Origin of the sequence: Paraburkholderia sp. MM6662-R1, from assembly GCF_050436245.1 — a bacterium.
GTDB classification, from domain to species: domain Bacteria; phylum Pseudomonadota; class Gammaproteobacteria; order Burkholderiales; family Burkholderiaceae; genus Paraburkholderia; species Paraburkholderia tuberum.
The window spans coordinates 1,789,130-1,815,258 of the sequence record NZ_JBNDLV010000001.1; the positions used below are offsets into that span (position 1 = coordinate 1,789,130).

Here is a 26,129-nt window from a genome sequence, read left to right on the forward strand (position 1 = left end):
GGCATCATGCCAGCGCTCATGCCGGCGTTCACCGCGGTGCTCACCATTTGTTACGCGTTTGTCGGCGTGACGGGCGGCTACGCGTTTCGCGGCCGCGCCAATCTCAGGTACCATCGGCGCGACGCGTGCTGGCGCGCGCCGCCCACGCCGCCTTCGCGCATTCGAGCCCGATCGACCGCCGCTTTCAGATGATCCGATGAAGCCTGACACCGGCCGCACCCGCCCTACCCATCTCGTCGCCCGTTTTGTCGCGATCTCGTGGCGCGACCTGGCGGTCTCGTTCGGCCCGCTCGTGCTGCTCGTGATCGTCGCAATCTGGGCCGCCGTGCGGCTGATCCAACCCGCCCCGCCGAATACGCTGACGATTAGCGCCGGTCCCGTCGGCAGCACCTTCTGGATCGCCGCGCAGAAGTACAAGACGATCCTTGCGCGCAATCGCATTACGCTGAACGTGCTGGCCTCGCAGGGCTCGCAGGAAAATCTGAAGCGGCTGTTGGACCCGAACGCGGACGTCGACGTCGGCTTCGTGCAGAGCGGCATCGCGCCCGCCGCGGTGGACAAGGACAAAAGCCTGATGTCGCTCGGCAGCGTCGCTTACGTGCCGCTCGCGATCTTCTACCGCGGCGCCCCCGTCGACTGGCTGTCCGGGTTCAAGGGCGAACGCCTCGCGATCGGCCCCGAGGGCAGCGGCACGCGCGAGCTCGCGCTCGCGCTGCTGAAGGCCAATGGCATCGTGCCGGGCGGTCCGACCCAACTGCTGCCGCTAACGGGCGACGCCGCCGCCGACGCCCTGATCGACGGCACGATCGACGCGACCTTCCTCGCGGGCGACTCGGCGCAGCCGGCCGTGATGGGCAAGCTCTACCGCACGCAGAACGTGCGCTTCTACGATTTTTCGCAGGCCGACGCGTACACGCGCCGCTTTCCGTACCTGACGCAGCTGAAGGTGCCGATGGGCGCCTTCGACCTCGGCAAGAACCTGCCGGCGAACTCGATCAGCATCGTCGCGCCGACCGCCGAGCTGATCGCGCGCGATTCGTTGCATCCGGCGCTGTCCGATCTGCTGATCGAAGCCGCGCGCGAGGTGCACGGCGGCGCGACGACGTTGCAGCGCGCCGGCGAATTCCCCGCCCCGCTCGCGCACGACTTCCCGCTTTCGGACGACGCCGCGCGCTACTACAAGTCGGGCAAGAGCTTCCTGTACCGAACGCTGCCGTTCTGGATCGCGAGTCTCGCGGACCGCCTGCTGGTGATCATCGTGCCGCTGATCGTGCTGCTGGTGCCGGCGCTGCGCGTCGTGCCCGGGTTGTACGCGTGGCGCGTCAAATCGCGCATCTATCGCTGGTATGGCGCGCTGATCGCGATCGAGCGCAGCGCGCTCGGCGAACATGCGTCGGCCGAACGCGCGTCGCTGATCGAGCGGCTCGACGCGATCGAAGACTCGGTCAACGGCATGAAGATGCCGCTCGCGTACGCGGACCAGTTCTACGTGCTGCGCGAGCACATCGGCTTCGTGCGGCGGCGGCTCACGGAAAGCCGTGACACGCAGGGCGGGCTGGACGAGGTCGACGAGCTGGCGGCCGATAAAGTCAAAGGCTGAGCGCCTCTGACGACTCCGCCGGAACCTACGCCCACCGGCCGCCACCAGGGGATATCGACCGATGCAAGCCGGGACCGCACCGCGTAAGATCGCTACAATTTTGATGAGGTAACGGACGCACCGTCCGCGTCGTCCGACACAGGCAATCCGGGAGACATTTATGACCGTTGGCATCGACGCCCAACAGCGGCAGTGGTTTTACGATTTCGTCTCGCCGTTCACCTACCTGTTGCTCGAGCAATACGACAAATGGCCCGGCTTCGACTTCGCGTTCACGCCGGTCGTGCTGAACGATCTGTATCGCCACTGGGGCCAGCGCTCCGCGTACAGCGTGCCCGCCAAGCGCACCTTCATGTACCGGCACGCGCTGTTTCGCGCGGAGCAGCTCGGCATTCCGTACAAAATGCCGCCCGCCCATCCGTTCGATTCGATGAAGCCGCTGCTGCTCGCGACCGCCGCGAACGGCGACGTGCAATTCGTGCGCGAGATTTTCCGCTTCATCTGGCGCGAGGGGCGCGATCCGTCGAGCGACGAAGCGTTCGCCGAGCTGTGCGAGCGCGTCGGCAAGCCGGACGGCCCGGAACTGATCCAGGACGAAGCCGTGCAGGCGCAATTGCAGCGCAATACCGCCGATGCGGTCGAACTCGGCGTCTATGGCGTGCCGACGTTCCGTCTGAACGATCAGCTGTTCTGGGGCGAGGACGCGCTGCCGATGGTGCTGTACTGTGCGCGCACGCCGAACTGGCTCGAATCGCGCGAGGTGAAGCGGATCAGTTCGCTACCGTGGGGGCTGCCGGACAAACCAACACCGGCATAACACGGCGGCCGCTGCGGGCCGCGCCCTGGTTGCGGCTTCGGCCCGAACGAATCGATGCCGGCAGGCGTCGCGCTGATGCCGGCCATACCGTGCCCGCTATGCCGCCGAAGCGCAAACGCGCCTAAGGTTAAGCTTTCGCACCCCACGCGCGCGCCGCGCGGCGAGCTCATCGGCAGCGCCCGCGCCACCACGCTTCGATCATGGACGACACCGCCGCCTCACTCGATATCTGGCTCGTGCGCGTGCTGCGCACGCTGCTCGTCGAGCGCAGCGTCACGCAGACCGCGTTGCGGCTGAACCAGACCCAGCCCGCGATCAGCACCGCGCTGCGCAAGCTGCGCGACACGCTCGGCGATCCGATTCTGGTGCGCGGCAAGTCGGGTATGGTGCCGACCGAATACGGCGAGTCGCTGCTCGCGGCCGCGCAGCGCGTGTTGCGCGATGTCGATTTCGTCGCGACGCCGCATGGCGATTTCGACCCGGGCCGCTCGCGCCGCACTTTTCGCGTCGCCGCGCCCGACTATCTGAACGACTTCTTCATGCCGACCGTGATCGCGCGGTTTCGCGAAGCGGCGCCGCATGCGCGGCTCGAAATCGAATCGCTGGGGCCGCTGCTCGATCATTCGGCCGCGCTCGACGCCGGCGAACTCGATCTGGTGATCGGCAACTGGCCGAAGCCCGATCCGCGTTTCGAGCGCAGCGACCTGTTCGCCGATACCGTCGTGTGCATGATGCGCGCGGACCATCCGCTGACTCACGAGCCGCTCACCCGCGAAGCCTATCTGGCCGCGCCGCATCTCGCGCCGACACCCTACAGCGGCGCGCGCGGCGGCGCGATCGATACCGGCTTCGCGCGGGCGAAGGCGAGCCGGCGCATCGTCGCGACGCTGCCCTACTTCGGCCTCGTCGCGCAGACGCTACTGCAATCGGATCTGATCTTCACGACGACGCGGCGCTTCGCGATGCACTACGCGAGCATGTTGCCGCTCGCGGTCGTCGACGTGCCGATCGCGTTTCCGCGCATCCGCTGCTATCAGTTGTGGCATCCGCAGCCGGATCGGCCGAGCGATATCGGCTGGCTGAGGACGTTGATGTCCGAGGTGTCGGGTGAGCTGGTCGCGCGCAAGCCCCCGTTGCGCCGTATGGCCTAAACCGTGATCTGCTTCGTTGCGCGGACGTGGCTCGCGGCCTGCCCCAACGCATGAACCGTCGCGGCCTGCCGTGTCCTCAGTCGCAGCAGTTGCGCGCACACCGCAATCGCGATCGCGGCGGGCGCCTTGTCGATGATCCCTTCGACGCCGATCGGGCAGGTCATCTCCGCGAGCCGCTCCAACTCCACGCCTCGTTCGAGCAGTCGCCGCTCGAACTTCACGCGCTTCGTGTTCGAGCCGATCATGCCGAAGTAGCTGAAATCACGCCGTCGCATGATGCGCGAGGCCAGCGAAAAATCGAGCGCATGGTTGTGCGTCATCACCAGAAACCACGCGCCGGGCGGCGCCGCGTCGACGATCGCCTCGGGCGTGTCGGTCGCTTCGACCTGCACGTTGGGCGGCGTTTCGTCGGGGAACAGCTCGTCGCGTTCGTCGACCCACTGGACCACGCACGGCAGGCTGCCAAGCAGATGCGCGAGCGCATGGCCGACGTGTCCCGCGCCGAACAGCACGATGTGCATCGGCGCCGGCCGCGGTGCAAGCTCGGGTCCGGTCCCGCCCGGACAATAATTCAGGCGTGCTTCCATATTGCGCTCCCAACTCGTATGCCAGTCGCCATCACGCCCGCCGCGCGGCCGCCGTCGCGGCCCGCACCGCGCCGACCGCCTTCAGGATTTCCTCGCTGGTCGCGGGCGCATTGAGCGGCGGATTGACCTGATGGCCGCCGACCGCCGACACCGCGTCGCGCACCGCGAAGAACACCGAGAACGGCAGCAGCAGCGGCGGCTCGCCGGTCGCCTTCGAACGATGGATGCTGTCTTCCGCGTTACGGTTCCTGAACAGCCTGACATTAAAAACCGGCGGCACGTCGTTGACTGTCGGGATCTTGTACGTCGAGGGCGCGTGCGTCATCAGCTTGCCGCCCGCGTCCCACCACAGCTCCTCGGTGGTGAGCCAGCCCATGCCCTGAATGAACGCGCCTTCCACCTGGCCGATGTCGAGCGCCGGATTCAGCGAGGCGCCGACGTCGTGCAGCGCATCGGCGCGCAGCACGCGCATTTCGCCGGTCAGCGTGTCGATCACGACTTCCGATACCGCCGCGCCATACGAGTAGTAGTAGAACGGCCGTCCTTGCAGCTTCGACTGATCCCAGTAGAGCTTCGGTGTCGCGTAGAAGCCGTCGGACCACAACTGGATGCGCGCGAGATAAGCCTTCGCGACCACTTCCTCGAACCGCACGGCGACCTCGCCGACCATCACGCGATCATGCGCGAAGCGCACGTCCCGCGGGTTCACGCTGCCCGCGCCGAAGCGCTCGGCCGCGAACGCGGCGAGCCGCTCGCGCAACTGGCGCGCGGCGTCGTGCGCGGCTTTGCCGTTCAGGTCGGACCCGGTCGACGCGGCCGTCGCAGACGTATTGGCGACCTTGCTGGTATCGGTCGCGGTCACCCGAATCCGGTTGAAGCCGACGCCGAGTTCATGCGCGACGACCTGCGCGACCTTCGTGTTCAGCCCCTGGCCCATTTCGGTGCCGCCGTGGTTCACGAGCACCGAGCCGTCGGTGTAGATATGCACGAGCGCGCCGGCCTGGTTGAAGTGCGTGACGTTGAACGCGATGCCGAACTTGACCGGCGTGAGTGCCAGGCCCTTCTTCAGGATCTCGTTGTTCGCGTTGAATGCGTCGATCTCCTTGCGGCGCGCGCGGTAGTTGCTGGTCGCTTCGAGCTCGTCGATCAGCTCGTGAATCACGTTGTCTTCGACCACCTGGCCGTACGGCGTCTGGTTGCGTTCGGTCTTGCCGTAGAGATTGCGGCGGCGCACGTCGAGCGCATCGACGCCGCACGAGCGCGCGACGTTGTCGAGGATGTACTCGATCGCGAACGCGCCCTGCGGGCCGCCGAAGCCGCGAAACGCCGTGTTCGACTGCGTGTTGGTCTTGCCGCAGAAGCCGTCGATCGAGACGTCCGACAGCCAGTACGCGTTGTCGAAGTGGCACAGCGCGCGCGTCATCACCGGGCCCGACAGGTCGGCGGAAAAGCCGCAGCGCGAGGTCATGTCGACCGCGACGCCTTCGATCACGCCCTCTGCGTCGTAGCCGACTTCGTACGTGTAGTGGAAATCGTGACGCTTGCCGGTCACCATCATGTCGTCGTCGCGATCCGGGCGCAGCTTGACCGGGCACAGCAGCTTCCACGCGGCGAGCGCGGCGCAGCACGCGAACAGCGCCGACTGCGATTCCTTGCCGCCGAAACCGCCACCCATGCGCCGGCATTCGATCAATACGTTATGCGATGCAACGCCCAACGTGTGCGCGACGAGGTGCTGCATTTCGGTCGGATGCTGGGTCGAGCAGTAGACGTGCATGCCGTCGTCGTCCTTCGGCACCGCGTACGAGATCTGCCCTTCCAGATAGAACTGCTCCTGGCCGCCGAGCCACATCTCACCGGCCGCGCGATGCGCGGCACGCGCGATCTTCGTGCCGGCGTCGCCGCGCGCGAGCTTCATCGGCGGCAGCACGAACTGGTTCGCGGCGCGCGCCTGCTGCGCGCTCAGCACCGCCGGCAGTTCCTCGTAGACCACCTCGGCGCGCCGTGCGCCGAGACGCGCCACCTCGTGCGACGTCGCGACCACGATCAGCATCGGCTGGCCGACGTATTGCACGACGCCGTCGGCGAGGATCGGATCGTCGCCATGAACGATCGGGCCGACGTCGTTGACGCCGGGGATGTCGTCGGCGGTGAAGACCGCGACGACGCCGGGCGTCGCGCGCACCTTGTCGAGCGCGATCGAGACGATCTTCGCGTGCGCCTTCGACGACAGTCCCAGCGCCGCGTGCAGCGTGCCGGCCAGCTCGGGAATGTCGTCGGTGTAGGTCGCGCGGCCGCTTACGTGCAGATGCGCGGACTCGTGCGGACGCGACACGTGCACCTGGGTGAAGTCGTCGAGTTCCTGAACCTCTTTCAGGAACGGTTCGGCTTGCTGGTTCATGGTTGTGTTCTCCGTATTCTCGGGGACGCGCGGCGCTCAGGCGCTCGCGCCGGCCGGCGCGACCGCGCGCACGTCGAGCGCGCTCTTCGGCAGCGGCTGCCGCGCGCGCGTTTCGAGCCAGAAGCGGTACAGCGTGTTCTTCGCCGCTTCGAGGCGGTAGTCGCTGCTCGCGCGCATGTCGGTGAGCGGCGCGTAGTCGGTGCCCAGCGCGAGCATCGCGGCCTGCGCGGTCGCCTCGTGCCATTCGGCGTCGCGCAGCACGGCTTCGGCATTGAGCGCGCGCTTCGGCGTCGCGGCCATGCCGCCGAACGCGATGCGCGGCTCGCGGATCGCGTCGCCGTCGGCGATGAACGAGAACGCCGCGCAGACGGCCGAGATATCCGAATCGAAGCGCTTCGACAGCTTGTAGGTACGAAAGCGCAGGTTCGCGCGCGCCCCGCCGCGCGCGGGCACCTTCAGGCCGACGACGAACTCGTGCCCGGCCATGTCCTTCTGCTGATACGCGAGGTACAGGTCTTCGAGCGGCATCTCGCGCTCGATGTCGCCGCCACGCACGATCACGCGCGCGCCGAGCGCGATCAGCCCCGGCATCGAATCGCCGATCGGCGAGCCGTTCGCGATGTTGCCGCCGAGCGTGCCGGCATTGCGGATCGGCAGCGACGCGAAGCGCTGCCACATTTCGGTCAGCTCCGGGTACTGCTTCGCGATCTCGGCATACGCTTTTTCGACGCTGACGCCGGCGCCGATCTCGATCCAGTCGTCATTGGTTTCGAGCTTTTGCAGCTCGGCGATCTGTCCGACGTAGACGAGGTCGCCGAGCTCGCGCATCTGCTTGGTGACCCACAGGCCGATGTCGGTGCTGCCCGCGAGCAGGCGCGCGGCCGGTTCCTGCTGTTTGATCCGCGCGAGCGCCGCGACCGTGCGCGGCGCGGCGAAGCGCTGGCCCGCGTGCTCGTACTGAAACGTGTCGCGGCGTTCGAGCGTCGCGAGCGTGTCGGCGAGCGCCTTTACGTCGACTGGCGCTTGCGGCGCGGGCGCGTCGAACATGCGCTCGGCCGCGTCGACGATCGGCCGGTAGCCGGTGCAGCGGCACAGGTTGCCGGTCAGCGCATTGCCGATCGCCTCGCGCGACGGCACCGTGCGGTTCGCGCAGCCATGCTCGTGGCCGTGCTTCTCGTAGAGCGCCCACATCGACATGATGAAGCCCGGCGTGCAGAAGCCGCACTGCGAGCCGTGGCAGTCCACCATCGCCTGCTGCACCGGATGCAGCGAGCCGTCCGGCTGGCGCAGGTCTTCGACCGTGAAGAGCGCGCGGCCGTCGAGGGTCGGCACGAACTGGATGCAGGCGTTGACCGCCTTGAACTCGACGCCGCCCGCCGGATTGCGCTCGCCGATCACGACGGTGCAGGCGCCGCAGTCGCCTTCGGCGCAGCCCTCCTTGGTGCCGGTGCAATGCGCGTCCTCGCGCAGATACTGCAGCACCGTGCGGGTGACGGGCGCGTCCTCGATTTCGCGGATCGCGTTGCGGTGATAGAAACGAATCGGCTCGGTCATGTCTCGGTGCTCTCGTCTGTTGCGTGTTTGCGCGGACACGCCGCGTCGATGGTTTGAAAGCTATCACCGTCAATAAACCTAACCCATAGCCTGAATCGCATGGGGGACATATTGTTCGCGCGATATGACCCGCCATTGATTCGTCCCATTTTTAAGCAAATCCTGCAAGGGAATCGGTTCCATGGGAGAATCACGCCTTCCCGCCGAATTCAAGTCTGGTTTTCCCGATGTCCACCGACTCCGCGTCCGCCCGCAGCGAATTTGCGACGACCCTGCAGATCATCCCGGTCGTCTTTTTCACCTTTCTTTGCTACCTCGCGATCGGTATTCCGCTCGCGGTGCTGCCCGGTTATGTGCACGGCGACCTCGGCTACAGCGCGGTGCTGGCCGGCGCGGCGATCAGCGTGCAGTACCTCGCGACGCTCGCGTCGCGGCCGCTCGCGGGCCGCTCGGCCGATACGCTCGGGCCGAAGCGCACAGTGTCGATCGGTCTGCTCGGCTGCGGCGCGAGCGGTGTGCTGCTGTTGCTCGCCGCGCTGACCGGTCGCTGGCCGGGGCTGAGCCTCGCACTGCTCGTGTGCAGCCGGCTCGTGCTCGGTTTCGGCGAGAGCCTGTGCGGCACCGGCGCGATCCTGTGGGGAATCGGCCGGGTCGGCACCTCCAACAACGCCCGCGTGATTTCGTGGAACGGCATCGCGACCTACGGCGCACTCGCGATCGGCGCACCGCTCGGCGTGATGATCTCGCGCTCGATCGGCTTTACCGCGCTCGGCATTCTGGTGATCGCGCTCGCGGGGCTCGGCTATTACCTCGCGCGTCTGATCGCGCCGGTGCCGGTCGTGCACGGCGAGCGGATGTCGTATCGCAGCGTGTTGACGCGCGTGCTGCCGCACGGTATGGGTCTCGCGCTCGGCTCGGCCGGCTTCGGTTCGATCGCGACCTTCATCACGCTGTTCTATGCGGCGAAGCACTGGCCGAATGCGGCGCTGTCGCTGACGCTGTTCGGCACGCTGTTCATCGGCGCGCGCCTGCTGTTCGCGAACACGATCAAGACCTACGGCGGCTTTCGTGTGGCAATCGCGTCGTTCTCGTTCGAATGCGCGGGTCTGTTGATGCTGTGGCTCGCGCCCGAGCCGCATATCGCGCTCGCGGGCGCCGCGCTGACCGGCTTTGGCTTCGCGCTGGTGTTTCCGGCGCTCGGCGTCGAGGCGGTCGGGCTCGTGCCGCCGGCGAGCCGCGGCGCGGCGCTGTCCGCGTACTCGGTGTTTCTCGATCTGTCGCTCGGCATTACCGGGCCGCTGGCGGGGTATATCGCCGGCGAGTTCGGTTACGGCTCGGTGTTCCTGTTTGCCGCGATCGCGGCTGCCGCGGCGGTCGTGCTGTCGACGGTGCTGTATCTGCGCAACGCGAAAGTAACCGGTCTGTCTACCGCGCAGTAAGCCCTCGCAGTGAACGCGCGCAACGAACGCGCGGCGCTGACGCAACAAGGCCGCGACGCGCAAAGTCTTCACGACGCGCGCCGCGGCCATTCGATCCCGCTGTCCATCCTCGCGGCTAATCTCTCTCCGCCGCCATCTCCTGCTTGATCGTCGTCTGCGCGCGAACCGCGATCTGGCCGTGATTGATTCGGCTCGACACGTTGTACACGCCGATCAGCATGAACAGCTCGGTGGCGGCCACCGAGCACGCGGTGCCGACACCGCCCCAGAAGTAGATGCTGATCGGTGCCTGCACCAGATGGAACAGCGCGCCGTAGATATAGATCCGCTTCAGCAACGACTGATTGCCCGACGCGATGATCGTCAGCATCACCTGGGTCGTCGTCATGCCGACGATCGCCGGCACGAACACGAGAATGCGCAAAATGCGGAACGTCTCGCCGAACGCCTCGCCGAGAAAACGTCCGACGAACCATTCGCCGAGCACCGTAAAGCCAACCAGAATCAGCACCGCCGACGCCGCGAACGCGACCATGAAGCCGCGGTTGACCTTGTGGATATAGGCGATGTCGTTGCGCTCGTAAGCGACGCAGATCTTCGGAAAGAACGCCTGGATGGCCGGCGCCGTGCACGCGCGTAGCGCGTTGGTGAGTCGCTCGGCCGCCACGTAATAGCCGACCGCGCCCGGGCCGCTGATCATGCGCAGCATGATCACGTTCGCGTACATGTACACGGACGTCAGCGCCGAACCGAGAAAGATGTGATACGCCTCTTTCGCCTCGGCCATCACGTCGGCCCAACTGACCCGCACGCTCAGCAGGATCTCGCGCTTCCAGATCAGCGCGCCCATCAGGATCACGCCGCACACGAAGGTCGGCGCATATTGCAAAGCGGCCGCGAGCATCACGTCGTCGCGAGTCCTCACGAACAGGAACAGCGGAATCAGCAGACCCACGCGCGTCGCGAGCAGCGTGCCCGCGAGCACCGGCAGGCGCTGCGTGCCTTCGTAGAAGCAGCCGGGCGTCAGCACGCCGCCCCAGATCACGAGCGAGCCCAGCAGCGTCGCACCGCGCTCCTGCGGCGACATGTGCGCGGCGAAGGCCCAGCCGACCAGCACCAGCGAGCACAGCAACGCGAGAATCGCGCGGCCGATCGTGGTCGACCAGTAGATGCGGTTCACGACCTCCGGGTTATCGATGTGCACCGCCACCTTGCGCGCGCTCGACAGGCCGAAGCCGAAGTCGACGATGACGAGAAGAATCTGCGAAATCGATTGCGCGTAACCGATCACGCCCAACCCGGCCGGCCCAAGTACGTGCGACAGATACGGCAACGTAACGAGCGGCAGCACGTAGTTCAGTGCGTACACCGAATACAGCGCGATGATGACGTTTCTCGTCGACACAATCGTCCTGTTTGCAGTAGGCGGTTAAAACTCAGGTCGAAAAAACAGAGTACGACACGAAAGCAGGTTCACTTAGTGCGATATCGATCTTGTTGTAGCGATCGTCTTCGCCATTTGCGTTCAACACCGCGCTCTTCACCGCATTGCCGATCAGATTGCTTACCACGGTCTTGTAGTTGGCATCGGTTGCGTCGGTTGCGAACAGGATTTCGGCGAGTAGAGCATGGCCGCGTGTCGCCACGCGCAACACCACGCGACCCGAGGTCGAGCGCAGCACGTTGATCGCGATGCGCGTCGTCTCCTGCGACACGGTCTGGTTTCCGCAATGCAGCGCCGCCGCGACGCCGCCGCGTTCGTAGCCGACGCCGAGATTCAGCGCATGCACGAGGCTCGCGTCCTTGCCGCCCGCGATCGCGCCGCCGCCCGGATACGCCTTGGCGTAACCGACTATCGTGTCGCCCGCGCGATCGCCGAAATTGCCCTGAATCGTGATGCCGTCGAGCGGTGTGCTGCCCGGCGCGGTCGAGCTGCCGTACACGAACTGCGGGCCGTCGCAGCCGGCGTTCTCGTCGTCCTGGCCGGGGCGGTAGCGATTGCCCACGATCGTCGCCGCCTGCTGGTAATCGATCTGGATGTGGCAACTCTGACCGGGCGGCACATCGAGGTACGACGGATGGCCGCGCGTCGAGAATTTCCAGCGGCCGATCTTGCCGTCGCCGCCGCAACCGTTGCGCGAGAAGTAATTGCCGTTCACCACCTTGCCCCAGTTGCCGCTCTTCATATAGACGCCGGCAAAGCCATTGCGATCGAACACCGCGCCGACGATCAGCGACTCCGCGCCGAGAATCACGCCGTGTCGCGCGTTCCATTCCCAGCGTCCGCCGATCACCTGCCAGAAGTTGTCGACGATATCGGCGCCGGCCGTATGGCAGAACATGCCGATGCAATTGATCAGCGAGCCGTCGGTGTGCTCGGTCGCGTAGAAGCCGCGCTCGCACATGTACGCATAGCAGCGCTCGAGCGTCGAGGTGACGCCGAGTTCGTAGCCCGCGCGCGAAAAACCGATCGCCGTGCAATGACTAGCCCCGGCCGACGTACCGAAGTGGATGCCGATCGCCGTGTTGCCGGTGTGCGCCGGATAGTTGGCGAGGTAGTAGATGACCTTGTCGTAATGCGCGGGCCGCACCTGCACATGCTCGACGAACGCCGCGTCGCCCAGCGTCAGCGCCGCCGACCTCGGGCCGCCCGAGTCCTGTCTCTCCAGCACGGTCGCCCCCATCGCGATGTCGGTGATCACCACGTATTCGCCGCCGCCGTCGCCCCGCAGTCTCGAGCCGTTCGCGGTGGTCAGGTCACCGGTGTAACGCCAGATGCCGCGCGGTAGATACAACCCGCGCGCACCGCTCGCGAACGCTTGCCTGAGTTCAGCGCCGCAGTCGTAACCGGACGCGCCGCGCTGGATCGCCGCCAGCCGGTGCGGATCGACGAAGCGCGCGACGCTGACCTCGAGTCCCGCGACGATGTCGCTGAGCGTCTTCAGATAGCTCGGCGCAACCGGTTCCGATGCGGCACGCTCGGGCACGGACGCGGCGACGCGCAGGATGCCGCCGGCGCCGTCGCCCGCGCCGTTACCCATACTCGCGAACGCGCCGCGCTCGCGCAGCGCGTGCCCCGTCGCGCGCGCGATGCCCAAATCGGCTGTGCTTGCACTGGCCCCGGCCAGGCCGCCGAGCAGGAACGTCTTGAGCGCCTGTCGCCGGGTTTTCATCTAGCCTTCCCCCATTGCGTTACTCCGTTCTTTTTTCACGTCGAGACATCGACAGGCATCAGTCCACCGTGATGCTTTGCCCCTGCTCGGCGGCCGCCGGACGCGCGCTCACGGTCACGGTCACGGGGACGGGGACCGGCACCGCACGCGCCTTCGCGCTGCGACTTAGGCCCTGCACGCCTGGCGGTCTGAACAGCGGCACACGATACTTGCGGCTGAAACGCCACAAGCTGTTCATATGCCGGCGCCCTGCCTTGCTCAGGAAGCCCGCTGCCGACGCACGCTGATGCTCGTGCGTGAGTCGCGCGCCCGGCACGCACAGCACGCGGTAGCCCGCCTGCCAGATGCGCGCGCAAAAATCGACGTCCTCCATATAGAGAAAGAAGTGCTCGTCCATGCCGCCGAGTTCGCCGAATAGCGCGCGCCGCACGATAAAGCCCGTGCCCAGCACCCAGTCGGCCTCGAACGGCGTGCCCGCGGCCCACGCTTCGCGCATCATGTGGTTGTCGATGCGGCGCTTGAACGCGCCGAGCCGCCCGAGCGGCGAACGCCGGCCGAGTATGTCGAGCACCGAATAAAAGCGCCGCGCGGAAAACTGCCGCTCGCCATTCGGATAGACCAGATCGAGACCGACGAGGCCGACATCCTTCTCCGTTCTGAACAACTGCACCGCGTTTTCGAGCGATGTATCGACGAAATAGGTGTCCGGGTTCAGCACGAGCACGAGTTCGCGCAGACAACCGACCATGCCGAAATTGACGCCGGCTCCGAAGCCGCGATTGATCGACGTTTTGACGAGCCTCACTCCCGTCGGAAGCGTCTCCCTCAGATAGGAAAACGAATTGTCGGGTGAAGCGTTGTCCACCACGACGATGTCCTCCTTATCCGCAATCGAAAGTTCTAGCACGGAGCGCACGCAATTTCCGACCAGTTTTGGCGTGTTGTAATTGACGATCACCACGCTAAACATTCCCTTCAGGTTCATCCCCACCTCCTGCTTTACATCAGGTGTTCGTGGAATTACCCCCAAACACGGCTTTCTGGTTCTTGCACCTTGCTTCGCGCTGTTCGCGCGCACTACCGACTACCCACTGCTCGTCCGCGCGATGCAGACGATCTGGAGCGCACTGCCTTCCGGTTCGCTACGTGCTGTCTGGACGCGGTCCGCCCACGTAATCGAACACTGGCAATGTCATCAGGATGAAGACAAACGGAATCACTTCGATCGATTGATAGAAGAGCGTTTGAAATAAAGCGGCCCACATGCACAACGAAATCCGGCTCGCGCTGCTCGCGAGTTTCGTCACCGATATCAGCACGCCGTAATAGAAGATCGCGCCCATCAGGCCGATATTCAGAATCTGCTGCAGCACGCTCGATTCGACGACGCCGAACTCCTGTTTCACCGGCTCGGGTGCCGAGTTCGTGACGAGCCCAAAGTACGTGCCGGCGATCACGTTGACCGGCAATACGAGCGACTTGGCCTTTTCCCATGCTTCGGTGCGGCCGTCGTTGCCGTCCGATTGCAGATCGGTCGCGCCCATCATCCGTTCGGTGCCGACGTTGACGACACTATCGTTCTGACTGCTCACCGCGACGCCGAAGATCATGATTGCCATCGTCGCGAACACGGTGGCAACGATCAGTTTCGCGTTTCTCGTGATGAACTGGATCGGCGCCTGCACGAACGCGAGCCCGAACGTGCCGAGAATGATCAGCATGCCGCTGCGCGACAGCGCCGAGAAAATCGCGAAGCTGAGCACCGCGCACGCGAGGCCCGACAGCACGTTCCTGCGCACCAGATAGTCGACGCCGCACAGCGACGCGGCAATCGCGACGAACAGCGGGTAGTGCAGATAGCTGCCGGTCAGCGACGGCGCGCGCAGATTGTCGAAGCCGTACGTCGCGCCGGGCAGATCGATCGGGAAGACGTTCTGCTGCTGCGCGAGCGCGACACCCGCCTCGATCAGCGCGATCAGCACGAGCCCCGCATAGGCGACGCGCGGCTGCACGAAGCGCCTCTGATAGTTCGAGATCGCGTAGAAGTAGATGAACAGCGTGAAGATGAAGACGAACAGATAGGAAGGCCCGAACTCACCGGTGAGCGCGAGCGTCGCGACGATCGACAGCCCGGTCGAGAACAGCATGCCCACGAGGAAGCCGAACGACAGGCGTCCTTCGTCGCGGAAGTAAGCGGCGATCGCCGTCGGCGAGATGTACCACACGAGCAGCCCGACGATGCCGCCGACCTGGATCAGATAGGCGGCGTCCTTGCCGATCAGATACTCGAGCACGCCGCGCGAGGCACACAGTACGACGGCCAGCAGATAGGCGATGGTTGCGATCATGGCGTCAGGCCTGATACGCCACGGAGGCGTTGACGTTGACCGGATCACCGCGGTAGATGCGCTCGATCACGTGCTGGAACTCATCGATTTCGCAGACGTTGAGCAAGGTGCCGTCGTGCTCGACGCCTTCCGCGCCGAGCGGCGTCGAGACGACCGGCAGTTTCGCCGCGAGCATTTCGAGCGTCTTCAGCTTGACGCCGGCGCCCGACAGCAGCGGCACCACGCCGATATCGGCGGACTCGAAGTACTTGCCCGGATTTTCGACGAAGCCGGTCACGCAAATATCGTCGCTATTCAGGCGCTTTACGCGGTCGCTCGGATCGGAGCCGACCACGAACAGCTTCAGTTGCAGGCCGCGCCGGCGCAGCGGCAGAAAAATCGTGTCGATGAAATTGAGCAGCGCCTCTTCGTTTTCACGGCGTTGCATCGCCCCCCAGAACAGGATGTTGCCTTTCTCGACCGTGTCTTTCGAGCGCCGCACTTCCTTCAGAAACGCCGGCAGTGAGATCGGCACGACCTGCAACGTGCCGACCCCGGGGTACAGGCCGTTGATCAGCTGCGCGTCCTTGCTGGACAGCACGAGCACCTTGTCGGCCAGCTTCAGCAGACGCTGCTCGAGCATGAAGGTCTGCCGGGTGAACAGCCATCCTTCGATGGACTTGACGCGCAAGATGACCTGGATCTGCAAGTCATGCGCGCACATCACGATCTTCACGCCGTCGTGGAAACGCTCGCGCAGATTCTGGGCATACGCAAAGCATTGTGAGAACTCGAGCCGCACGGTGTCGTATCGGTTCCTGTCGACGAGCTCGCAGAGGAACTTACCGATCGCGGGTTTATAGCGCGAGAACAGGCGCGGTGAAAAAGTCAGCGGATTCGCGAGGAACGACGGAATCAGGTCGAACCGGCTCACGTACTGGATGTACACGTTGCGCACGTTCGCGCGGAACTCGATGGCTTTTTCGTCGACCGGCACGCGCGACACGATCAGCACGTCGAGCTCCGATTCCGCGCTCAGTTTGATCAGGTAGTCGTAGGCCAAACGGTGGCCAGCTTGCGGCGCGTTTTTCTGAGGCAGAAACGGCGTGACAAATAGCTGTTTCATCCGAGTAGTCCCTTGCCTGTACGGTGTGCGCTCGGCAGGCGCGGCCGTAAGATCCCTTCGCATTGCCATGTTGGTGTTCTGATCGGTCCAGTCGGGCGCTACGCCCCGCACCGCGGGCGCGTCGCGAACCAGGCGCCCGCGCTTATCTGTCGTACGGTTTGTAGATGTAGGCCGCGTAGCGATAGCGTCCGTAACCGTAGCTGTAGCGTCCCGGCCGCATCCGCAGTCCGTTCATGATCACGCCGCGCACCGGCAGGCCGACCTTCTGCATCTGGCGGACCGACTCACGCAGCTCGCCGATGCCCGTGACACCCTGACGCGCGACGAAGAACGTCGTACCTGCCACGCAGGCGAGCCGGACCGCATCCGCGGCGAGCAGCACCGGCGGTCCGTCGAGCAGCACGACGTCGTAGCCGGTCGCGACCTGGCGCAGCACCGCTTCGAGCCGTGTGTTCGACAGCACGTCGCTCGGGCTCGCCACCTGGCGGCCGCTCGCGATGAAGTCGACACCCTGGAAACGGGTCGCGCGAATCAGCTCTTCGGGACGGTACGCGCCCTGGATCAGATCGGTGAGGCCAGGACCGCGATCGCCGCCGAGATGCCGATGCAGGAAGCCGCGACGCAGGTCGCCGTCGATCAGCAGGACGCGCTTGCCGGTCGCGCCGATTACCGCGGCGAGATTCAGCGACACGAACGACTTGCCGATGCCCGGCGTCGGGCCCGTGATCAGCACGATATGGTTGCGCGCCTTGGTCATCGTGAATTCGAGCGCAGTGCGAAAGCCACGCAGACTTTCGATGGCCGGATCGATCACCGCTTCGCCCGCAAGCACGAGCGCCTTCGATTCCGGACGGCGACGGCTGTGCGCGAACCGCTCTTCCTGACGGCTGAACGGCACGCTCGCGTAGACCGGCAAACCGGTGCGCAGCTCGACTTCGTACGGATCGTCGATCGCGTCGAACAGACGCTGACGCACGAGCGCGATCACCGAGCCGACGAACACGCCCAGCATCAGCGCGCCGATGATGATCAGCAGCGGCTTGGGCCGCACCGGCGTATCGGGCGCGACGGCGCCGTCGACGATGCGCACGTTGCCGGACTTACCCGCCTTGATCAGCTTCAGCTGTTCGAGCGTATTGCGCAGCGACGTATCGAGCTCGGTGCCGACCTGCACGTCGCGCTGCAGGCGCAGCACGTTCTGTTCGAGCGGCGGCAGCGATTGCGTCCGGCTCGCGAGATCTTTCGCTTCCTGTTGCGCCGCATGCAACTGCGCGTTGACCGACTGCACGGCCGGATGCTGCTCGGTGAAGCGCGTCAGCAGTTCATTGCGCTTCTGTTGAAGTTCCGCGAGCCGCGTCTGCGCCTGAACCGACAGCTGCAGCAGGTTGGTCGCTTCCTCGCCGAGATCGACGGTGCCATGCTTCGCGCGGAAGTCGTTGAAGCGCGTTTCCGAAGCGGAAAGCTGCTGGCGCATCTCCGGAAGCTGTATTTCGAGGAAACGGATCGAACGCTCCGCTTCCTCGGATTTGCGCTTCAGGTTCTGGCTCACGTATTCGCCAGCGATGGTCGCGAGAATCGCGCTGATCTTCTTCGGATCGCTGCCTTCGAGCGACACGCCGAGGATGTCCGATTCCTTGCCTTTTTCCGAGATCGTCAGTTCCTTGCGCAGCTTTTCGGTCGTCGTCAGCGCGGACTGGCGCCGCACTTCGAAGGTCGCGCCGGGATTCGCCTCGATCCGGTCGACGACGAGCGTGAGCGGCCCGTAGTTGGTCGTCGCGCTCAGCGGTTGGCCGACCGTGCCTTCGAGCTTCAGCTTGCCGTATTGCAGCTCGTAGCTCGATCCCTCGCCCATCTTCAGCACGAACGGACGGTCGAATAGCTCTTCGGGGACGTCGAATTTCGACACCGTGATGCGCTCGTTGCCGTACACGTAGCCGTGCGGTCCCGGCGTCGACAGATGATCGGAATGACGGCCGAGCCAGCGGCCGAACAGCGGGAAGTAGCGCGGCGCCGCTTCGATGTCGAGATTGAGCTTGTCGACCGCGCGGCCCACCACCATGCGCGAGCCGATCACCTGTGCCTCGCCTGACGTCGCGGTCTTCACGTCGAACATCGCGGACACGTCGCCGATCACGCTCCTGGACGAGGTACCCGCGTTCTCCTCGACCTGCACCAGAATGTCCGCGCGATACACGGGTTCGGAGAACACCGAATAAGCGATGCCGAGCGCGACCGCGATGGCCGTCGTGATGGCAATCAGCTTGCGATTGTCGTACAGCGCATCCAGATAATTCGCGAAGCCTGCCGGCGCATGTTCGCTGTTGTTGTTCCGGCTATCGAATGGTGCACTGCTTTGGTTCATGCGAGTTCTCCCAAAGTCTCGACGGTTTGCCACTTGTTCCCGGCGCCGGGACCGGCACGTCGCCGCATCCAGTCACGCCTGTGTCCAGCGAGCTGACCGCCTCGATCGGACGGGGGTAGCTGATTGACGCCACATCGGCTACCTTTGTGTGTAACAGCGCCTATGCGAGGTCGGCTCTTTTCCCTAACATCGCACCACATGCTTTCTTACGGATCCCGAAATGAAAAAACTTCTTGCCGCCGTAATACCGGTATTCCTGAGCGCCCAGGTGGGTTACGCCCAGAGCATCGTGTCCGCCGCCTCTTCGGCTTATGCGCCGAGTTATGTCGCCAAACACTCGCAACTCGACGCGATGACGCCTCATGCGGCCAGTTCCACCACGCTCTACGGCTCCTCGTCGGATTTCGCGTACGCTAAAAAGAACCGCTATGTCGCGCCCAACGTGTACACCCAAACCAAAAACAGCCTTCCGAAGCAGAAACGTACAAGCGTTGCACAGCCTGTCCGCGGCAAGAACTCAGCGGACCCCTACGGCAGCGATTTGTGGAATTCAGACCAGACCTACGCGTCTCCCGAGACCGCCGATCCGTACAGCGTGCGCTGAGTTGTAGCGCATCACCGTCTGGACCCCCCGTATCGCCGATGTGGCCGCTTGCGGCCACATTCCTGTTTGGTTTGAACTGACTGCCGGGCCCGGTCGCGAAGATTCCCCGATTAGCCGCGTCTCGTCCGCCGTTTTTCCACGCAAACGCTCACGACATGCACATGCTTTTGTTCTGATGAGTCTGGCTTTTTCGCCGACCGATTGAGCCGATCATCGCCAACTCCGCGCCGTCACCGCGGCCTCGTTTACTCTGTCGAGTCACGCGCTTCAGCGCTCGATAAAATGCCTTTCCTTGGCGATCATAATATTCAGAGAGCCCGTCCTTACAACGTTCGGCAGCGCACACAAAAGCCGATTGCTGCAGGATTGCTTCAGACAAATCACGCGATAAAAAACACGTGTTTAAAGCGACGATAACGGCACGGATATACACGCCGTTTGCCACAATCAGCGCCGACTATTTTCAGGGCGCCGGACGCGGATTATCCGCATAGCGCGCGCGACGGCGCGACGGCGCGACGTGCGTCGAACTTTCGCCGATGTGCATGATTTCAGCCAGACGCCGCGCGTAATGCTCGGGCAGATATTCTTCGACGTCGTACTTTCTGTGCTCATCGGCCAGATGAATGGCGAGTTCGCCGAGCGCCTGTTTCAGGCTGCCCGGTTCGAACTTGAACTTGATCTTGTTGCCGACCGATTCCGCGGTCACCGCCATGCTGCCGCCGTCGCGAACCAGCACCGGCAGACCGAGCATCGCCGCCTCGATCACGACAAGCGGCGCGTTCTCCGCGCCCACCGACGGCACGACCACCGCATCGGCGAACTCGCGCATGGCGGGAAACAACTGCTGCTGCGGCAGCGTGCCGAACAGAATCAGCTTGCGCTGTGCGATCAGCGACGCGTAGCGCTGCTCGATCGCCGCGCGGTCCGGGCCGTCGCCGTACACGCCGATGCAATTGATGCGCTCGAAGCCCGTCGCCTCGCAGAGCGTCAGAAATTGCAGCAGGCCTTTCTCCGGCGAGATCCGTCCGACGAACGCGAGGTTGAAGCGCTCCTTGTCACGCACCGTGACGATTGGCATCGCGCTGGGCACCGCCGACGGATTGTGCACGATGACCGTATTCTCGATGCCGACGCGATGCAGCGCCTGCTGCATGAACAGGCTCGGACACAAGATCCTGTCGAACACGCGCGCGGGCTGATAGGCCGCGCGCACCGCGTGCCACCACGCCTTCGTCATCAGATCGTGCACGAGGCCCTTCGGCGTCGGCCGCAACGTGAAGACCGCGCGTGTGCGCAGCACGTCGAGCGGCAGAATGATCGGACGCTTATCCTTGTCGAAGTACTGCAGCGACGGGTTGTAGTAGACGAGGTGATAGTCGTGGCAGGTGTGATACGCGCGATAACCGAACTGACGCTCGTGCCGCGCGATCACGCTGAGAATCGAAGGCGACAGCACGTTGTGGTAGTTGTGCACCATCAGCCGATGCGGCCGGAAACGATGCAGCGCCTTTTCGAGCGCGCGCGCGGCGGTCGTGTTCCAGGAGCGCGACAGCATCGTCGAGCGCGCGGAAAACTGGCTATCGTCGAAACGCTCGACCTCGACGCCGGGCAGCGTGCCCAACAGCTCGGCCGATTGTTGATAGACCACTTCCGCGCCGCCCATGTGCGCGTAATCGTTGATCACCAGTACCCTGCAGCGCTGCATGTCCCCTCCTGTCGTATGCCCCTCGTGCCGTCTCGCGAAAAACCCGGACGGCGTTGCCCGGACGAATCGCTTCGTCCAGGCGCTCCCTCTGTTCAAAACTGCGGAAACTTGCCGCGCCAGCCTCCACCCTCGCGCAGATAGCGCAGAAACAGCGCAATGCCGCTCAATTGCGCCGCGAAGCGCAGCGTCGATGCCGCATCGTCGATGATGATCGTGCGCAGCCGGTACGGATCGGTGTGCTGATCGTTCCAGCCGATGTCGCAGGTGCGCGCGGTTTTGAAGCCGGCGGCCCGCACGAACTCCACTTCGCGTTCGCCGTAATTGCCGTTCGGATACGCGAAGTGCTCGCACGGTTGTTGCAGCAGCGCCGCGATCTCATGGCGGCTGTCGCGGATTTCGGCCTCGCTTTCAGCGTCGCTGCAATGCGTGAGGATCGGATGGAAGCGCGTATGCGCCTGGAAGTCGATGTGCTCGCGCATCGCCTGCAGCGCTTCGATCGACAGGCCGGTCGGCCGGTCATCGCCGTCCTGCTGGTAGCCTTGGGCCGCCAGCGCGGCGAGGCGCTCGTCGTTCGTCATCCGCTTCAGACGTTCATGGCCGACGCGCAGCGAGCCCGGATGCAGCCACCAGTGACTGCGCGCCCGTCCGACGATGCGGCTGCACAGGAAGATCGTCGGGCGCACGTTGTGCTTGATGAACACCGGCAACAGCTTCGCGTTGCCCGCGTGGCCGTCGTCGAGCGTGATCGCCACGCGTGGCCGGCCGCGGCCGGGCGCGCTGACGTCGGTCAACGGCACGAACTCGCACAGCTTGCGGAGATAAGTCAGGTGACGGTCGAGCGTGTCCGGATCGGGATCGTGATAAAGCAGCACGGCCACGCGATCGCGCCACAGCACCTTGCGCGTGAACCACGCGAGACCCGAAATCAGGACGAAGCCCGCGAGCATCTCCTTCACGAGCGTCTTGTAGCGCTTCATGCGGCGCCCGCGGTAGCTGTCGGACAGGTGCGAGCGCGCAGACGCGCCCGTTGCTTGGGTTTTATTCACCTGAGCGCTCCGGCATGGGTGCATCGGCGACGGGCCACGTGCGTTGCCGCGCACCCGCTTTCAACGAACCGATAATGTGCCGCGCCACGGTCGGCGACGCGTGCTTGGTTCCATAGACGAAGCGCATCACGGGCCCGAAGCTGTGCGCGCACGCGGGTCCGATCACATAGAGGCCGCGCACGCGCGTTTCGTAGTGCGACGTCAGATCGGGCATGCCGCCCTGATTCGAAATCGCGTCGGCCAGATCTTTGGACAGGAACGCGTGCTGCCGCATGTCGGTTTTGAAACCGGTCGCGGCGATCACGTGATCGGCGCTCACCCGCGCTTGCTTGCCATCGCTCAGCACGTTCAGTACGACGCGGTCGTTTTCGACCGCCGCGGAGCGCACCACGGTGCGATGCGAGATCTGCACCTTGCCGACCACGCGATCGTGCAGCCACCACGCGCCGGACGCTCCGTACGTGTGCTCCATGATCTGCTTGCGGCGTCGTGGGTCGAGCATGTGGAACACGCCGGGAAACTCGGACAGGAACAGCGAGCGCCAGCCGCGCCCCAGTCCCGCGTCGGGCCCCTTGATGCGCGACAGGATGTTGCGACCGCCCTGCGGCCGCTCATGCCACACCACGCTGCTCTCGCGCATCAGCACGTGCGCGCGCGCGCCGAGTTCGTTGAGCAGCGCGGACAGCCCGAGCGCCGACTGCCCGCCGCCGACGATCGCAATGTCCTTGCCGCGCGCCCACTCGAGGTTCCCATACAGCTCCGAATGCGACGCATATTGCGCCGGCAAGTCCCGCAGCGCCGGCGGGGTTTGCGCGAAGCCCTTCAGGCCGAGCGCGATCACGACTCTGCGCGCGGCGAGCGAGCGGCCGTCGCTCAGCGACAGCTGGAACTGATCGCCGACGCGGCGCAATGCGAGCACGTCGACCGGCTGGATTTCGCCGACCAGATTCGACTGGAACCACAGCCCGTACTCGACGAAGGTTTCGAGCGGCAGCGCCATGCCGAGCGGTTGGTAAGGCAGTCCTGTCAGGCGGCAGTAATCTTCGACGGTAAAGCCGCTGCGCGGCGCGTGCAGGCTCGACGCGAAAGCCTCGGAGCGCAGCAGCATGCCGGGCGGCATGTAGTTGCGCCACGCTCCCATCGGTTCCCCGAGGATCTGGTGATCCACGCCGGCGGCCTTCAGATGCGCGGCAAGAGATGACCCGTAGGGCCCCGCGCCAATGATGATGGTATCGGTCAAAGACATGCTGGTCTCCAGGGGAACGGCTTTCGTTGCCAGCGTCAGGCTTTGGCCTGATGCGACTCGGGCGCCCTGATCGCTTTTTTCCAGCTGCGCTTCATGCGTCGCAGCGGATTCATCACGACATAGTGCTGCAACGCTGGGAACGGATCGTTCCAGCGGAAATAGCCATCGAAAATTTTCGTGCGCTCGCTCAGCAATTCGGGCGGCGGCCGGTCGGAAAACGTCGCGCGCCACGCGACCGGTTGCCGGCTCAGGCGCTCGACGGGCAATGGCAGGCCGAGTTCATGGCGGTACGCGGCAAGCGGAATGTTGACGCCGCACAGCGTCGCGATCTCCTCCTGCCAGTCCGTGCGGCCGACCGTGGGCTCGACCATCACGAACTCGTTGTAGTTGTCGTCCCACTTGTACTCGATGCTGCCCATGCCGTCGAAACCGGCCAGCTCGGCGAAGCGCCGCGTCAGCGGTTCGAGCGTCCCGCGCGCTTCGGGCGCGGCCACGCAGATCGCGGTATTGCCGACGCCCGGCGGCGAGCTCAACACCTTGCGGCCGGTGAACATGCTGACCATGTTGCCGTCGGCGCCGCGATAGAACAGCGTGAAGTGGATGTTGCTGTCAGGCCCCTCGATCCACTCCTGCGCGATGATGCCGCCCGGCGTCGCGAGCATCGCGATAGCGCGATCGCGTGCATGCTGCAGCATGTCGACGCGCACCGCGCGTTCTTTCTCGCCGCGCAGCACGTTGCGCTTGTCGTCCGGTTTCAGCACGCACGGGTAGCGCAATTCGGCCAGCCGTTCGATGTCGGCAAGCTTGTCGAGCACGACCGAGCGCGGCACCGGAAAGCCATGCCGCTGCGCGAATTCGTGAAAGCGCGCCTTGCTCGACAACATCTTGACGGTGTCGTCGGCCGGCAAGCGGAACCGATACCAGTGCGACAAAGCCGCCCGATTTTCCGACACCGCATGCACCGCGTCTTCGTCGGTCAGAATCAGAACTGGCAGACGATCGAACCGCTTGCCGAGTTCGATCATTTCATCAACGAATATTTTCCCGACAAAACTCTTTACCTGATGCGCATGAACGTGTCGGCACCACGTCGCCGCGCGGGTCCTCGTATCGACTGCGACAACCGGAACGCGGGCCTGCGCGAGCGACCGCGCCACCCCCAGTCCGTTCAACTCTGCTCCAACGATAACCCCTGCCGATTGACCTGAGTCGTATGCGCTCGCCATAGTGTCGATATCCTTGCTTCGTACGTGCGTGGACCCTCGAAGACAGTCTTCGAGACTCCACGCGATCGAATTATCGAATCGGATAGAAATCCTTTTTTGTCGCCTCGCGGGGGCGCTTTGGCGTTAAAGCTTTGTTCCGGCGGCATGCATGCATGAGCGCGGCAGGCACGTCCTGGCACGCGCCGTGTGTCGAATCATGGTCTTGCGATTTACCGCAGCGTGAGCATTGCGCTGCTCTTGCCTTGACCTACTTTACGTTTCGGCCTGATCTCGATACGTGCGCCGGCGCACAGAGAACAATAGAAAGTAAGAAAGGAAGAAAACCCTTTAGAAAGGCGCAGAGCCTTATTCCGTAAGGGTTTGGACGATTTCGCCATTGTTATGTAAAAACGTTGCGAAGCATTAATTTATTGCAACACGATAATGGCGGAAAAAAACTTTCTAATGGGACTATAAAGTGCTGGATCGCACAAAAGATATGCGCTGCGAATGCTATTCGTAGCGCATCGGAAAAATGCTTATTTACCTTCGCTCAAGCCGCGCTCGAGCGCCGCGACACCCGCCGGCAGATCGACGTTGACGCCGAGATCGACCATCGTGCGGCCCAGCGCATGCACGGTGCGAAACAGGTTGTGCTCGCGGCACTGTTCGCCCATCTGGCCGATACGCACGATCGGCAGACCGAACGAGCCGGAGATTTCCACCTGATGCTGCCGCGAGATATGCGCGCAGACGTCGGTGGGACTGAGGCCGTCCGGCACTTCGATGCCGACCACCGAATTCAGGCGGCAATTCTCCGGCGCATACAGTTGCAGGCCCATCGCGGTGACGCCTTGTTGCAACGCGAGCGAGCATTTCAGATGGCGCGCGAAGCGCTTCTCCAGCGTCTCCGCGCAGACGAGCCGCAGCGCCTCGTGCAGCGCGAGCACGCCCGACACCGGCGCCGTGTAGTGATACCCGGCGTTGTGCCAGAAGTTTTCCGCCAGCGACGCATCGAGGCACCAGTGCGTATTGGGCGCCGTGCGGCCTTTGACGCGCGCCCAGGCCGCGTCTGAAAACGCAATCAGCGACACGCCCGGAATCGATGACAAGCCCTTCTGGCCGCCGGTGATCACCGCGTCGATGCCCCAGATATCCATTTCGAGCGGCATCGTGCTCAGCGTGCAGACAGCGTCGACGATCACGAGCGCGCCCGCTTCCTTCGCAAGCGCGGCGATGTCTTTCAGATGATGATTCCACACGGTGTTCGAGGTCTCGCCCTGCACGACCGTGACGACCTCGGGACGCTCGCGGCGCAGCGCGTCGGCGATCTGGTCGAGACTCGCGACCGTGCGGTCCGCGACTTCGAGCATGCTCACGCGCGCGCCGACGCGCCGGCCCATTTCGCCCATGCGGTCGCTGAAGAAGCCATTCTTGATGCACAGCATGCGCGTGCCTTCCCACGCGAGATTGGAGATCGCCATCTCCATCGCGCCCGATCCCGGTCCCGCGACGCCGAGCACCCACTTCGACTGCGTCTGGAACACGTAGCGCGCCATCGTTTTCACCTGGTTCACCACCTTCGCCATCGTGCCGCCCAGATGGTTGATCACGATCGCATTGGCCTTCGCGACCGCGGCGGGAATCGGCACGGGGCCGGCGCCCATCATCAGCAGCGGTTCTTCGGGAAGGATGGCGTCGAGCGATTCGACAATCGGACAGGGGACGGACGAAGCAACGGTAGTGGAGGTTGAAGTCGGCATGATCGGTGTATGAATGTGAA

Annotated in this window: 20 protein-coding genes; 5 read left to right on the top strand and 15 right to left on the bottom strand. The window is 64.5% G+C overall.

Annotated elements, in window-relative coordinates:
* Positions 1-196 precede the first annotated feature (196 nt).
* The 3 genes from OKW39_RS08470 (at position 197) to OKW39_RS08480 (ending at position 3,568) form a co-directional block, all read left to right on the top strand.
* Positions 197-1,600, top strand: a complete 1,404-nt coding sequence (locus OKW39_RS08470; protein WP_429562426.1) for a TAXI family TRAP transporter solute-binding subunit — start codon at positions 197-199, stop codon at positions 1,598-1,600.
* Positions 1,601-1,760: 160 nt separating this feature from the next.
* Positions 1,761-2,417 (top strand): 2-hydroxychromene-2-carboxylate isomerase, encoded by a 657-nt coding sequence (locus OKW39_RS08475; RefSeq protein ID WP_187617873.1) that lies wholly within the window; start codon positions 1,761-1,763, stop codon positions 2,415-2,417.
* 200 nt (positions 2,418-2,617) lie between these two features.
* Complete coding sequence (locus OKW39_RS08480; protein WP_090803229.1) at positions 2,618-3,568, top strand: LysR substrate-binding domain-containing protein; 951 nt, start codon at positions 2,618-2,620, stop codon at positions 3,566-3,568.
* On the opposite strand, the gene xdhC is transcribed toward OKW39_RS08480, so the two are convergent.
* The 3 genes from xdhC to xdhA are packed head-to-tail and all read right to left on the bottom strand — an operon-like array spanning position 3,565 to position 8,110.
* Positions 3,565-4,155 (bottom strand): xanthine dehydrogenase accessory protein XdhC, encoded by a 591-nt coding sequence (gene xdhC / locus OKW39_RS08485; RefSeq protein WP_429562427.1) that lies wholly within the window; start codon positions 4,153-4,155, stop codon positions 3,565-3,567. The genes OKW39_RS08480 and xdhC overlap by 4 nt on opposite strands.
* A 31-nt stretch (positions 4,156-4,186) precedes the next feature.
* Positions 4,187-6,556, bottom strand: a complete 2,370-nt coding sequence (xdhB, locus tag OKW39_RS08490) for a xanthine dehydrogenase molybdopterin binding subunit (RefSeq protein ID WP_429562428.1) — start codon at positions 6,554-6,556, stop codon at positions 4,187-4,189.
* 36 nt (positions 6,557-6,592) lie between these two features.
* Positions 6,593-8,110, bottom strand: a complete 1,518-nt coding sequence (xdhA, locus tag OKW39_RS08495) for a xanthine dehydrogenase small subunit (protein ID WP_090803225.1) — start codon at positions 8,108-8,110, stop codon at positions 6,593-6,595.
* 227 nt (positions 8,111-8,337) lie between these two features.
* On the opposite strand from xdhA, the gene OKW39_RS08500 reads away from it, so the two are divergent.
* Positions 8,338-9,549 (top strand): MFS transporter, encoded by a 1,212-nt coding sequence (locus OKW39_RS08500; protein WP_184034274.1) that lies wholly within the window; start codon positions 8,338-8,340, stop codon positions 9,547-9,549.
* 115 nt (positions 9,550-9,664) lie between these two features.
* Here OKW39_RS08500 and OKW39_RS08505 read toward each other — a convergent pair whose 3' ends face one another.
* The 6 genes from OKW39_RS08505 to OKW39_RS08530 form a co-directional block, all read right to left on the bottom strand.
* Positions 9,665-10,954, bottom strand: a complete 1,290-nt coding sequence (locus OKW39_RS08505; protein ID WP_090803222.1) for an oligosaccharide flippase family protein — start codon at positions 10,952-10,954, stop codon at positions 9,665-9,667.
* A 31-nt stretch (positions 10,955-10,985) separates the two neighbouring features.
* On the bottom strand, positions 10,986-12,722 hold the full coding sequence (locus tag OKW39_RS08510; RefSeq protein ID WP_429562429.1) for a hypothetical protein: 1,737 nt from the start codon (positions 12,720-12,722) through the stop codon (positions 10,986-10,988).
* Positions 12,723-12,780: 58 nt separating this feature from the next.
* Entirely contained in the window at positions 12,781-13,707 is a 927-nt protein-coding gene (locus tag OKW39_RS08515; RefSeq protein WP_429562430.1) for a glycosyltransferase family 2 protein, read from the bottom strand.
* 157 nt (positions 13,708-13,864) lie between these two features.
* Positions 13,865-15,070 (bottom strand): hypothetical protein, encoded by a 1,206-nt coding sequence (locus tag OKW39_RS08520; protein ID WP_090803218.1) that lies wholly within the window; start codon positions 15,068-15,070, stop codon positions 13,865-13,867.
* Positions 15,071-15,074: 4 nt separating this feature from the next.
* Positions 15,075-16,175, bottom strand: a complete 1,101-nt coding sequence (locus OKW39_RS08525; RefSeq protein WP_429562431.1) for a glycosyltransferase — start codon at positions 16,173-16,175, stop codon at positions 15,075-15,077.
* Between the two features lie 142 nt (positions 16,176-16,317).
* A complete protein-coding gene (locus tag OKW39_RS08530) occupies positions 16,318-18,537 on the bottom strand; it encodes a GNVR domain-containing protein (RefSeq protein WP_090803215.1) in 2,220 nt (739 codons plus the stop codon).
* Between the two features lie 220 nt (positions 18,538-18,757).
* Between OKW39_RS08530 and OKW39_RS08535 the strand changes: the two genes are divergently transcribed.
* Positions 18,758-19,141, top strand: a complete 384-nt coding sequence (locus OKW39_RS08535) for a hypothetical protein (RefSeq protein ID WP_429335808.1) — start codon at positions 18,758-18,760, stop codon at positions 19,139-19,141.
* 148 nt (positions 19,142-19,289) lie between these two features.
* On the opposite strand, the gene OKW39_RS08540 is transcribed toward OKW39_RS08535, so the two are convergent.
* The 6 genes from OKW39_RS08540 to OKW39_RS08565 all read right to left on the bottom strand — a co-directional run bounded on the left by OKW39_RS08540 (position 19,290) and on the right by OKW39_RS08565 (position 26,109).
* Positions 19,290-19,586 carry a hypothetical protein gene (locus tag OKW39_RS08540; RefSeq protein WP_429562432.1) on the bottom strand — a complete coding sequence of 99 codons (297 nt, stop codon included), beginning with the start codon at positions 19,584-19,586 and terminating at the stop codon, positions 19,290-19,292.
* Between the two features lie 18 nt (positions 19,587-19,604).
* Complete coding sequence (locus OKW39_RS08545) at positions 19,605-20,849, bottom strand: glycosyltransferase (protein WP_429562433.1); 1,245 nt, start codon at positions 20,847-20,849, stop codon at positions 19,605-19,607.
* 92 nt (positions 20,850-20,941) lie between these two features.
* A complete protein-coding gene (locus OKW39_RS08550) occupies positions 20,942-21,826 on the bottom strand; it encodes a polysaccharide deacetylase family protein (RefSeq protein ID WP_429563474.1) in 885 nt (294 codons plus the stop codon).
* Between the two features lie 61 nt (positions 21,827-21,887).
* Complete coding sequence (locus tag OKW39_RS08555) at positions 21,888-23,141, bottom strand: NAD(P)-binding domain-containing protein (protein WP_090803210.1); 1,254 nt, start codon at positions 23,139-23,141, stop codon at positions 21,888-21,890.
* A gap of 35 nt (positions 23,142-23,176) precedes the next feature.
* Positions 23,177-24,166 carry a carboxylate--amine ligase gene (locus OKW39_RS08560; RefSeq protein WP_429362292.1) on the bottom strand — a complete coding sequence of 330 codons (990 nt, stop codon included), beginning with the start codon at positions 24,164-24,166 and terminating at the stop codon, positions 23,177-23,179.
* Between the two features lie 719 nt (positions 24,167-24,885).
* Positions 24,886-26,109, bottom strand: coding sequence for a pyridoxal-phosphate-dependent aminotransferase family protein (locus OKW39_RS08565; protein WP_090803207.1), 1,224 nt, complete (start codon positions 26,107-26,109; stop codon positions 24,886-24,888).
* Positions 26,110-26,129 lie beyond the last annotated feature (20 nt).

Excerpts from the sequence above, each read along its gene's own strand:
- xdhB (WP_429562428.1), bottom strand. The coding sequence starts at position 6,556 with ATGAACCAGCAAGCCGAACCGTTCCTGAAAGAGGTTCAGGAACTCGAC.
- OKW39_RS08500 (WP_184034274.1), top strand. The coding sequence starts at position 8,338 with ATGTCCACCGACTCCGCGTCCGCCCGCAGCGAATTTGCGACGACCCTG.
- OKW39_RS08515 (WP_429562430.1), bottom strand. The coding sequence starts at position 13,707 with ATGAACCTGAAGGGAATGTTTAGCGTGGTGATCGTCAATTACAACACG.
- OKW39_RS08530 (WP_090803215.1), bottom strand. The coding sequence starts at position 18,537 with ATGAACCAAAGCAGTGCACCATTCGATAGCCGGAACAACAACAGCGAA.
- OKW39_RS08535 (WP_429335808.1), top strand. The coding sequence starts at position 18,758 with ATGAAAAAACTTCTTGCCGCCGTAATACCGGTATTCCTGAGCGCCCAG.
- OKW39_RS08525 (WP_429562431.1), bottom strand. The coding sequence starts at position 16,175 with ATGAAACAGCTATTTGTCACGCCGTTTCTGCCTCAGAAAAACGCGCCG.
- OKW39_RS08475 (WP_187617873.1), top strand. The coding sequence starts at position 1,761 with ATGACCGTTGGCATCGACGCCCAACAGCGGCAGTGGTTTTACGATTTC.
- OKW39_RS08550 (WP_429563474.1), bottom strand. The coding sequence starts at position 21,826 with ATGAAGCGCTACAAGACGCTCGTGAAGGAGATGCTCGCGGGCTTCGTC.
- OKW39_RS08555 (WP_090803210.1), bottom strand. The coding sequence starts at position 23,141 with ATGTCTTTGACCGATACCATCATCATTGGCGCGGGGCCCTACGGGTCA.
- OKW39_RS08510 (WP_429562429.1), bottom strand. The coding sequence starts at position 12,722 with ATGAAAACCCGGCGACAGGCGCTCAAGACGTTCCTGCTCGGCGGCCTG.
- OKW39_RS08565 (WP_090803207.1), bottom strand. The coding sequence starts at position 26,109 with ATGCCGACTTCAACCTCCACTACCGTTGCTTCGTCCGTCCCCTGTCCG.
- OKW39_RS08470 (WP_429562426.1), top strand. The coding sequence starts at position 197 with ATGAAGCCTGACACCGGCCGCACCCGCCCTACCCATCTCGTCGCCCGT.
- OKW39_RS08545 (WP_429562433.1), bottom strand. The coding sequence starts at position 20,849 with ATGCAGCGCTGCAGGGTACTGGTGATCAACGATTACGCGCACATGGGC.
- OKW39_RS08560 (WP_429362292.1), bottom strand. The coding sequence starts at position 24,166 with ATGATCGAACTCGGCAAGCGGTTCGATCGTCTGCCAGTTCTGATTCTG.
- xdhC (WP_429562427.1), bottom strand. The coding sequence starts at position 4,155 with ATGGAAGCACGCCTGAATTATTGTCCGGGCGGGACCGGACCCGAGCTT.
- OKW39_RS08480 (WP_090803229.1), top strand. The coding sequence starts at position 2,618 with ATGGACGACACCGCCGCCTCACTCGATATCTGGCTCGTGCGCGTGCTG.
- OKW39_RS08520 (WP_090803218.1), bottom strand. The coding sequence starts at position 15,070 with ATGATCGCAACCATCGCCTATCTGCTGGCCGTCGTACTGTGTGCCTCG.
- xdhA (WP_090803225.1), bottom strand. The coding sequence starts at position 8,110 with ATGACCGAGCCGATTCGTTTCTATCACCGCAACGCGATCCGCGAAATC.